7 protein-coding genes are annotated in these 9,419 nt (G+C 65.7%); 2 read left to right on the top strand and 5 right to left on the bottom strand.

Going from position 1 to position 9,419, the window contains the following annotated elements; translation table 11 throughout:
• Positions 1 to 70 precede the first annotated feature (70 nt).
• The gene (locus ACG2LG_RS10240; protein WP_396258693.1) at positions 71 to 694 is read right to left on the bottom strand and encodes a hypothetical protein; all 624 of its coding nucleotides are present in this window, start codon (positions 692 to 694) and stop codon (positions 71 to 73) included.
• A 504-nt stretch (positions 695 to 1,198) separates the two neighbouring features.
• Between ACG2LG_RS10240 and ACG2LG_RS10235 the strand changes: the two genes are divergently transcribed.
• Positions 1,199 to 1,795, top strand: a complete 597-nt coding sequence (locus ACG2LG_RS10235; protein ID WP_396258691.1) for an RDD family protein — start codon at positions 1,199 to 1,201, stop codon at positions 1,793 to 1,795.
• A 75-nt stretch (positions 1,796 to 1,870) separates the two neighbouring features.
• Here ACG2LG_RS10235 and ACG2LG_RS10230 read toward each other — a convergent pair whose 3' ends face one another.
• The 4 genes from ACG2LG_RS10230 to ACG2LG_RS10215 all read right to left on the bottom strand — a co-directional run bounded on the left by ACG2LG_RS10230 (position 1,871) and on the right by ACG2LG_RS10215 (position 7,589).
• Complete coding sequence (locus tag ACG2LG_RS10230; protein ID WP_396258689.1) at positions 1,871 to 2,356, bottom strand: hypothetical protein; 486 nt, start codon at positions 2,354 to 2,356, stop codon at positions 1,871 to 1,873.
• A 67-nt stretch (positions 2,357 to 2,423) separates the two neighbouring features.
• Entirely contained in the window at positions 2,424 to 2,828 is a 405-nt protein-coding gene (locus tag ACG2LG_RS10225; protein ID WP_396258688.1) for a PepSY domain-containing protein, read from the bottom strand.
• Between the two features lie 241 nt (positions 2,829 to 3,069).
• Complete coding sequence (locus ACG2LG_RS10220; protein WP_396258686.1) at positions 3,070 to 4,506, bottom strand: DUF1501 domain-containing protein; 1,437 nt, start codon at positions 4,504 to 4,506, stop codon at positions 3,070 to 3,072.
• Positions 4,503 to 7,589: a DUF1553 domain-containing protein gene (locus tag ACG2LG_RS10215; RefSeq protein ID WP_396258698.1), complete on the bottom strand. Its 3,087-nt coding sequence runs from the start codon at positions 7,587 to 7,589 to the stop codon at positions 4,503 to 4,505. Before ACG2LG_RS10215 ends, ACG2LG_RS10220 begins: the two co-directional genes overlap by 4 nt.
• Positions 7,590 to 7,890: 301 nt before the next feature.
• Between ACG2LG_RS10215 and ACG2LG_RS10210 the strand changes: the two genes are divergently transcribed.
• Positions 7,891 to 9,417, top strand: coding sequence for an alkaline phosphatase D family protein (locus ACG2LG_RS10210; protein WP_396258684.1), 1,527 nt, complete (start codon positions 7,891 to 7,893; stop codon positions 9,415 to 9,417).
• Positions 9,418 to 9,419: the final 2 nt, after the last annotated feature.

The following is a 9,419-nucleotide window of genomic DNA, read 5'->3' as shown; positions in this document are numbered from 1 at the left end:
ACAACTGAGCCAAACACCGAAACCAACAACCGTTCCAAACCACCTCCAGAACCCCGTGCCTCTTCACAATTTACAGAAAAAATCTCGCGCGGCCGTCGCGCATGGTCACCGTGACCGTGGGTTTCCCGTTGTAGTTGGCATAATAGAAGTGAACCGACCCGGCACCGCCAGGAACGGTGCTCACGTCGACGGTGACAACGGCACCACCGAGGTCGCGCCAACCGACGGCTTGGGTATCGGAGCTCGCGCTGAGGAGTTCCCCAACCTTGAGATCGGGTCCCGGGTCGGTCGAGTCCCAGAGTTTCGTCAGGTTCTGGCCGAAGGCATCGAATGCCGTGTCATCGGTCGTGAGCGTGATGGCGTCCGCGCTCGCGCCAGACGACTTTGAGACGCCGGTGATGTCACTATTGGTGTTTCCGGCAAACTTGTAGAACTCGACAGGTCCGTCGTAGTTCCGGACGAAGGGAGGGGCCGGGTCGTTGGTGCCCGGGAGATTGGCACAAAAGGACCCCGTGCCCGGGTTCGGGCTAACGAGCGAGACATGGTAGTACCTTCCCTCGCCGTTGCAATTGGCATTGCTCTGCGATGAAAGCGTCGCCTGAAAATCCACTTCCAGACTGGCGGCCTGAGTGGTTGTCATGTTCGCGAGTCCGGCCAACAGGGCCGATGCTCCGAGGGCTTGGGTTATTTTCATGGTTTGGTTTTCCTTGTTTTGGGTTGGTTGGCGGTAACTGAGTCTCTCACGAACAAGCGAGAACACTGGCGAAACTCAGTTTACTGTCGCTGTACCTCAAAAAGTTTGATTACGCCAGAACTTTTCGGCACTTTGCACGCGCTTTGCAGGTGTGTCCGCATATCTCTAGAGTTCGTTGGTATACAGCCGGAGTTTATTGTTTTCTGGACACTGAAGGTTCGCTCAATGGCATGTGAGTTCTTCACTTGCTCCAATCACCGTGACTGGTCCCTTCCACGGGATTCCGGCTGGCGAGGTGCCGGAACCATGCAAGCCAGAGCGGGCCGCCGGTGGCCGTCGAAGCCCGGGGGCCTCATCGGCTATTGGTGTCGCCTGAATCGCCATACCTGCCGCCGAAGGCATTGCTCACGCGTGTGAAACGGGGGCGTTGCCGTTCGGACGCCCGTGCAGGTTCGCTTTCTGAATCCTCGACCTTGCGGGACTCCGGTAGTAAGGGGTCGGGTGATGTCCGAGGAGAAGAAGCCCTACGAACCGCCGCCGCCCGACCTCAATCGGCCGCCCGAGCCGCCGCCGCCGGCCGTTCCGGTGGATCCGCCGCCGCCCGAGCCGAAGCAGAAGGCATCGAGTGTCCGCGTGACTGAGGATTCGAGCGAGGAGGACGAGGGGGTGCCGGGTGGCATCCCGCCGGTGAACACACGCATCATCGCGGCGATCATCGATCTCCTCGTGGCCACGGGGATCTACTGGACGGCGGCGATGATCCTGCCGGACGTCCTGGATCGTCTTTCCTGGATTCTGTGGGCGGCCTACCTGGTGACCCGCGATTCGCTGCCTTTCCTCAAGGGCCAGAGCATCGGCAAGATGGCCATGAAGCTGAAGGTCGAGAAGCAGGGCGGAGGTGACATCACCGGTGACTGGCAGGCGGCGATCGTGAGAAACATCGCGCTCCTGATCCCGCTGTTCGGGCTGGTGGAGGCGATCGTCCTCTTCACGCGCGAGGACAAGCCGGAAAAGGGTCTCCGTCTTGGTGACGAGTGGGCGAAGACCAAGGTCGTCGTCGCGGGATCCTCCGGTGAAGCGCCCTCCGGCGAAGAATCCTGAAGCCCGCGGGCTGGCGGAGTCGTCCGCGTCTCCGGGGAGAAGCCCCGCGGCGACCTGTCTTCATGCCGCCCCGGCTCAAGGGGCACCTTGCGCCACTTCGGTGGCGAAGAAGGTGACCTGAATTTTCGGCTCGTCCTTCCCGCCGTCCTTGACGGGCGTTGCGCAGTCTCCTTCGCCGTCCTTCTCGCTGCCGTCGGCACAGTAATCGAGCAGTTTCGCGACGGCGTAGCCCTTCAGCCGGACGGGCTTGCCCGTGGACTTGGTGTCGAACTTGAAGGCGTTGTCCTTCGCCCGGACCAGCGCGTAGAGGTCGCCCTCCTTGTAGTTGCCGTCCGCGACCCACATCTTGCAGCCGCTCTTGCAGGTGCCGATGACAGTGCCCTCGAGGACAATCTGCTTCTTCTCCAGCTGGTCGATCTTCTGCACCAACTGGGCAAGCGTGTAGCCGGAGGCGGCCTCCGTTTTCTGCCCGGGCGCGGCGTGACCGACGTGGGTCAGCGGGAGCAGGAATGCAAGGACGAGGGCCGGCAGGCAGCAACAGGACTTCAATGGGGTCGTCATGATGAAAACGGGTTGAACCGGCGCATTGTCGCGGATCCCGGCGGCGAAGCAATGTCAAAGCCACGCGCTACAGGATCTTCCGCTTCCGGATGCGGAAGTACATCACGATCCCGGTGACCGACAGGATGATCAGCACGCCGCCGAGGATGTCGTAGAGGATCCGCCCCCAGAAACCGCCGAAAAACTCGCCGTTGTGCAGGTCGATCACGAGCCACATCACGGGCACGCTGTGGGCCTCCTCGGGGAACAGGTCGCCGAGACCCTGGGACTCGCGGGTGCGGTCGAGGCGCTCCTGGTACTTGCCGGGGAGAATCTTCGCGGGCACCCGGCCTTCGCGCAGGAAGCGGAAGTCGTGGTGGTGGTTGTAGAGGATTCCCGTCACCCCGATGATCAGGAGCAGCGTGCTGGAGATGAGGCTGACCACCTTGAAGTAGCCGAGGGAAAACATGTGGACCTTGCGCCAGTTTCTCACAACAAACCGAGGGTAGGGAATCCGTCCCGCCTGTCGAGATCCGCGGGTGTCAATGGAACTGGTGGGCGTTTTTCAAAAGGTGAGGAAATCCGCGGAAGAATTTCGAATGCCAGATTCCCGAATGCCGAATGGAGTGCCTGGAGAAGAAGACGATCGACCGACGCATCCCCGCGTCATCGTCGAGCGAGCCTTCGGTTCGCGGTGTGCCAGCAGCTGTCAACGCCCGACAAGGGCCTGCCCGTCACGCCAGGATGTCCTTCACGACGTGCCCATGGACGTCGGTCAGGCGGAAGTGGCGACCCTGGTATTTGTAGGTCAGGCGCTCGTGGTCGATGCCGAGGAGGTGCAGCAGGGTCGCGTGGAAGTCGTGGATGTGCACGCCGCCGTCGACGACGTTGTAGCTGAAATCGTCGGTGACGCCGTGGCTGATGCCCGGCTTCACGCCGCCGCCGGCCATCCACATCGTGAAGCAGCGCGGGTGGTGGTCGCGGCCGAAGTTGGTCGCGGTGAGCTTGCCCTGGCAGTAGTTGGTCCGGCCGAACTCGCCGCCCCAGATGACCAGCGTGTCTTCGAGCAGGCCGCGGGCCTTGAGGTCCTGGACCAGCGCGGCGGAGGGCTGGTCGGTTTCGCGGCACTGGGTCCTGATCGCGCCGGGCAGGTTGTCGTGCTGGTCCCAGCCCGGGTGGTAGAGCTGGATGAAACGGACGTCGCGCTCGGCGAGCCGGCGGGCGAGCAGGCAGTGGGCGGCGAAGGTGCCGGGCTTGCGCGCGTCCTCGCCGTAGAGCTTGAAGGTGCTCTCGGGTTCGTCGGAGAGGTCGGTGACGCCGGGGATGGACTTCTGCATGTTGAAGGCCATCTCGTACTGGGCGATGCGGGTCTCGAGCGCCGGGTCGCCGGTCTGCTCGAGCTGGAATTCGTGGAGCTCGCGCAGGCGGTCGAGGAGCTTGCGGCGGTCCGTGCGGGCGACGCCGCCGGGGCTGTTGAGGTAGAGCACGGCGTTCTTGTCGGGCCGCAGCCGCACGCCGTCGTGTTTTCCCGGAAGGAAACCGCTGCCCCAGAGCCGCGAGACCAGCGGCTGGCCGCCCTTGTTCTTGGTGACCATGACGACGAAGGACGGCAGGTCGTCGTTGAGCGAGCCGAGTCCGTAGTCGAGCCACGAGCCGATGCTCGGGCGTCCGGCAAGCTGCGAGCCGGACTGCATGAAGGTGACGCCGGGGCCGTGGTTGATGGCCTCGGTGTACATCGATTTCACGAAGCAGAGCTCGTCGGCGACCTTCGCGGTGTAGGGCAGAAGGTCGCTGACCCACGCCCCGCTCTCGCCGTGCTGCTTGAACTCGAAGGGCGAGCCGACCAGCGGCAGGCTGGCCTGGTTTCCCGACATGCCGGTGAGGCGCTGACCCTTGCGGACGGAGTCGGGAAGCTGTTCGCCATGCTGCTTGATGAGCTGCGGCTTGTGGTCGAAGAGGTCGATCTGCGACGGCCCACCCGACTGGAAGAGGAAGATCACGCGTTTCGCCTTGGGTGCGTGGTGGGCGAGGGAGACCAGCGGGTCGGCCTTCGGTTCGGCGGCTCTCGTCAGGTCGGCGAGCGCGATGCTTCCCAGCCCCATCCCGAAGGTGGAGAGGAACTGCCGGCGGTCGACGCCGAGGGGTGAGTCAAATCCGGTGCAGCGGTTCATCGGCGGGAAACGGCTTCGTCGAAGTTCATGATGGCATTGATCAGGACCGCGGTGGCGGCCTGACGCGGAGCGGGCAAATCCTTGGCCTGGGGCGCGGCACCCGTCTTGAGCAGCTCTTCGGCCTTGGCCGGCTCGGCCTCGAAGATGGCGAGTTGCTCGTCGTAGAGGGCGCGCAGGATCTCCGTTTCCCTCGGGACGGGCTCGCGGGTGGTGAGGGCGCGGAAGGCCTCGGTGATGACGGCGTCGGGCGCTTCGGGATGTTTGGCGATGAGTTTGGCGGCCATCACCCGGGCGGCCTCGACGAACTGCGGGCCGTTGAGCAGCACGAAGGCCTGCAGCGGCGAGTCGGTGACCTCGCGGTGGACGCGGCAGACTTCGCGCTTGGAAGCGTTGAGGGTCATCATCACCGGCGACGGCGCGGTCTGCCGCCAGTGGGTGTAAACGCTGCGTCGGTAGAGGCCCTCACCGCCGCTGGGCTTGGCGGGCTTGAAGGACATGGCCGAGTCATAGGGTCGGACCGGCGGGCCACCGAACTTCTCGACCAGCAGGCCGCTGGCGGCGAGCGCCTGGTCGCGGATCATCTCGGCCGCGAGCCGGTGCGTCGAACCGCGGGCGAGGTAGATGTTTTCCGGATCGATCTCGCGGCTGCGGGCGTCGGTCACCGTGCCCTGGCGGTAGGTCGAGGAGAGCACGATGCGGCGGATCAGGTGATGAAGGTCCCAGTCGTGGGCGACGAAGTCGCGCGCCAGCCAGTCGAGCAGTTCCGGATGGCTCGGCGGACGGCCCTGGCTGCCGAAGTCCTCCGGGGTGCGGACGATCCCCTTGCCGAAGAACATCTGCCAGTAGCGGTTGACCGTGACGCGGGCGGTGAGCGGATGATCGGGCGCGGTCAGCCAGCGGGCGAGCCCGAGGCGGTTGCGCGGCTGGTCCTCGGGAAACGGCGGCAGGGCCTCGGGCGTGGCGGCGGTCACCTTCTCGCCGCGCGAGTCGTAGGCGCCGCGCTCGAGCAGGTGGCAGTCACGCGGCTCGTCCATTTCCTGCATCACCATGATTTCGGGGATGCCGTCCTGGATCTTGCCACGCGCCTCGCGGGCCTTCTCGAGGTGGTCGAGGGCCTCGACGTGGGGCGGGTGGAGGCTGAGAAAATACTCGAAGGCCTGTTCGCGGGACGCCTTGGCCAGGGCTTCCGGCACCGGTGTGCCGGCGGGCAGCTGGCCGACTTCGAGCGCGGTCAGCTCGCGGTCGAAGACGTGGAGTTCGTCGACCAGTCCGTCGCGGAAGCCGGTGTCGCGGAAGCGCTCGCCGAGCGCGAGGTTCGGTTCGCCGCCGCCGGTGATCTGGCGGGTGAGCTTGTCGCGGACGACCTCGGTGGCCAGCGGCTTGCCGTCGAGGTGGAGCTTCAGGCCGGACGCCCTACTGGACCCGTCGTAGGTCAGGGTGACGTGATGCCACTCGCCCACCGGCAGCGGGTCCCGGCTGCGCACGCGGATCGAGTTGCCCGGATCGAAGTGGACCAGGGCGGCGCTGAGTTTGCCGTCCTCCAGCAGCAGCTCGTAGCCGCGGCTGGCGGCATCGGTCCAGGCCTTGGAGCGGCGGAAGATCACCGCGCGCTCGAGCGGCCCGGGGGTCTGCACCCAGAGGCCGATGCTGAAGGGCTGGTGGCGGGTGAAGTTGCCGACGTCCTTGAGCTTCACCGCATCGTCGCCGGAGAGCCGCAGGCCCTTGCCGCGCACGCCCTCGATCGGCACGTTGCCGCCTCCGGAGCTGGCGGGCTTGTCGGCGCGGACGAGGTCGGGAAATTGGCTGCCCTTCGGTTCATCGAAGGAGATGTGCGACAGCAGGCCGTTCCATTCGAAGCTGCCGGGGTTTTCCAGCCAGGCCTCGAAGGCGGGCTTGGCCTGCTCGCGGGCCGCGGCGACGGCGGCACCGGCCCGGGCGATCGCCTCGTCCGCGGCGGCGAGTTGTTTCTCCTGATCCGGGGTCGAGAGGTCGAGGGTCGGCGTCGGCACCGAGGGCGTGAAGAAGGAATAGAGCCCGGCTTCATCGATGTTGGCGAAGAACGAACTCATCTCGAAGTATTCCTTCGCGCTGATCGGGTCGTACTTGTGGTCGTGGCAGCGCGAGCATTCGAGCGTGAGGCCGAGAAAGGCCGTGCCGAAGGTGTGGAGGCGGTCGGAGACATACTCGACGCGGAATTCCTCCGGCACGCTGCCGCCCTCGACCTTCTGCGGGTGGAGGCGGTTGAAGGTGGTCGCGAGGATTTGCTCGCGCGTGGCGTCCGGCAATAGGTCGCCGGCGAGCTGCCAGGTGATGAAGTCGTCGTAGGGCAGGTTGTCGCGGAAAGACTCGAGCACCCAGTCGCGCCACGGCCAGACGTGGCGGTCCTTGTCCTGCTGGTAGCCGTAGGAATCCGAGTAGCGGGCGACGTCGAGCCACTCGCTGGTCATGCGCTCGGCGTAGGCCTCGCTGCCGAGCAGGCGCTCGACGACCTTCTCGTGGGCGTCGGGCGACTCATCGGCGAGGAACGCGTCGATTTCATCGAGCGTCGGCGGCAGGCCGGTGAGGTCGAAGGTCACGCGCCGCAGCCAGCTGGTGCGCGGGGCGTCGGGCCGGGGCTCGAGGCCGTTCTCGACGGCGGCGCGGTGGATGAAATGGTCGACCGGCGTCCGCGCCCGGTCGTTGCCTTCCGGCACCTCGACCTCCGCCGGCAGCGGTTTGAAGGCCCAGTGGGTGTCGTAGGGTGCGCCCTCCATGATCCAGCGGTCGAGCAGCTTCTTTTCGTCGTCGCTGAGAGACAGGTTCGAGTCCGGCGGCGGCATGAGCTCGTCCTCGTGCTCCGAGTGGATGAGCAGGTGCAGTTCGCTGGCTTCGAGGTCGCCGGGCACGATGCCGAAATAGCCGCCGAGGTCGGCGAGCGCGTTCTCGCGGGTATCGACACGGAAGTCCGACTTCTGGTTCTTCGCATCAGGCCCGTGGCACTTGAAGCAGCGGTCCGAGAGGATGGGCCGGATGTCGCGGTTGAAGTCGATGGGCGGTTCATCGGCAGACAGCAGCCCCCCGGTCGCAAGGGCTAGAAGCGCGATCGGGAAGGCGGTGCTCGGGGCTGGAACTCTCGAAATGATTTCCCGTGAACGTGACCCGCCTGCCGATCATTTCAACCACAAGGGCACCGCGATCGGTGGAACTCACCGTCGCGGGCACTCTCGGGCGACTCAGCGGCTGTCCGGAACCGTGGCCGTGGCTTCCAGCCGCGTTGCCACGACACCCGCGAAATGGGCGACGGGCCTGGAAGGCCCGGCCACATGCGCTTGCCCGCCATTCTCAGCTGGAACCCCTCGCCATTCGGCACTGGCAACCGCGGCCCGTCGTGGTGAAGCTTCCGCCATGAGAAACCAACTCGGCTGGATGCTCGCCGGATCCCTCTGGGCCGCCCCTTTCGCCATCGCCCAGCACGATCTCCAGAGGGACGCGGTCCGGCACATCGCGCGCGGGGAGTTCGATCAGGCCGCCGCCAGGCTGGCCTCCGGGAAGAAACCCGACTCCGGGCCCGCCGAGACCTTGTTCGTGGAAATGCTGGGCCTCCTCGCCCGGGACGAGATCGAGGGGGCCACCGCCAAGGCACGCGAAGCCCTCGCCCAGGGACTCCCGCCGGGCCGCCTCGCCGCGGGACCCCGCGAACTCCTGCGCAAGCTCCCGCCGCTCGCCGAAGCCGAGGCCATCGATCTCGTTCACGGGCCGATGCTCGGGAGCCTGACGACCGACAGCGTCTCCGTCTGGGTCCGCACCCGCGAGGCCGCCGAGGTCGGCGTCGCCGCCGGGCCGATCCTGGCGACCGCGAAGACCGGACCGGAGACCGATTTCACCGCCGTCCTCGAACTCGAGGGCCTGGAGCCCAACACCGCCTACGATGGGCAGGTGTCGATCAACGGCGAACCCGTCGAAGGTGCCGTCGTGACCTTCAGGACGCCCCCGACCGCCAGCGCACCGAAGCCCTTCACGGTGGCCTTCGGCGGCGGCGCCGGATTCATCCCCGAGTGGGAGCGCATGTGGGACACCATCCTCGCCCGCAAGCCGATGGCCTTCCTCACGCTCGGTGACAACGTCTACATCGACGACCCCGAGCATCCTTTGACCCACCACTACTGCTACTCCCGCCGGCAGAGTCGTCCGGAGTGGCGGCGTCTGACCTCGGCGACCGCCGTCTACTCGATCTGGGACGATCATGACTTCGGGATGAACGACTGCATTCCCGGCCCCGAAATCGAGACCCCGGCCTGGAAGCGAGAGGTCTGGAACATCTTCCGCCAGAACTGGGCCAATCCCGGCTACGGAGGCGGCACCGACCAACCCGGATGCTGGTACGACTTCCATCTCGGAGACGTGCATTTCATCATGATCGACGGCCGCTACTACCGCGACCTCAAGGGCGGCTCGATGCTCGGTCCGGTGCAGAAGGCCTGGCTGAAGAAGACGCTCACCGAGTCGAAGGGCACCTTCAAGGTGATCGCCTCCAACGTGCCCTTCACTCCGAACATCAAGAAGGGAAGCCGCGACCCGTGGGACGGCTATCCGGAGGAACGGGCCGAGATCTTCTCGTGGATTCCGGAGCACGATCTCGACGGCGTGTTCCTCATCGCCGCCGACCGTCACCGCACCGACCTGCGGACCATCGACAACCCCGGCTCCTACCCGCTCTACGAGTTCCAGAGTTCCAAGCTGACCAACAAGCACACGCATCCGGTCGTCCAAACCGAGGGCCTGCTGTGGGGCTACAACAAAACCTGCTCCTTCGGTCTCATGCATTTCGACACCACGCTCGACGACCCGCAGGTCCGCTTCGAGCTGGTCGACATCGACGGCAAGGTGCACGAGGACCACACCCTGCGCCTGAGCGAGCTGAAGGCGGACTGAGG

This window comes from Haloferula sp. A504 (genome assembly GCF_044385805.1).
Taxonomy (GTDB): Bacteria; Verrucomicrobiota; Verrucomicrobiia; order Verrucomicrobiales; family Akkermansiaceae; genus Haloferula.
The sequence above is the reverse complement of the archived record's forward strand: the minus strand, read 5'-3'. Positions and strand labels throughout refer to the sequence as shown.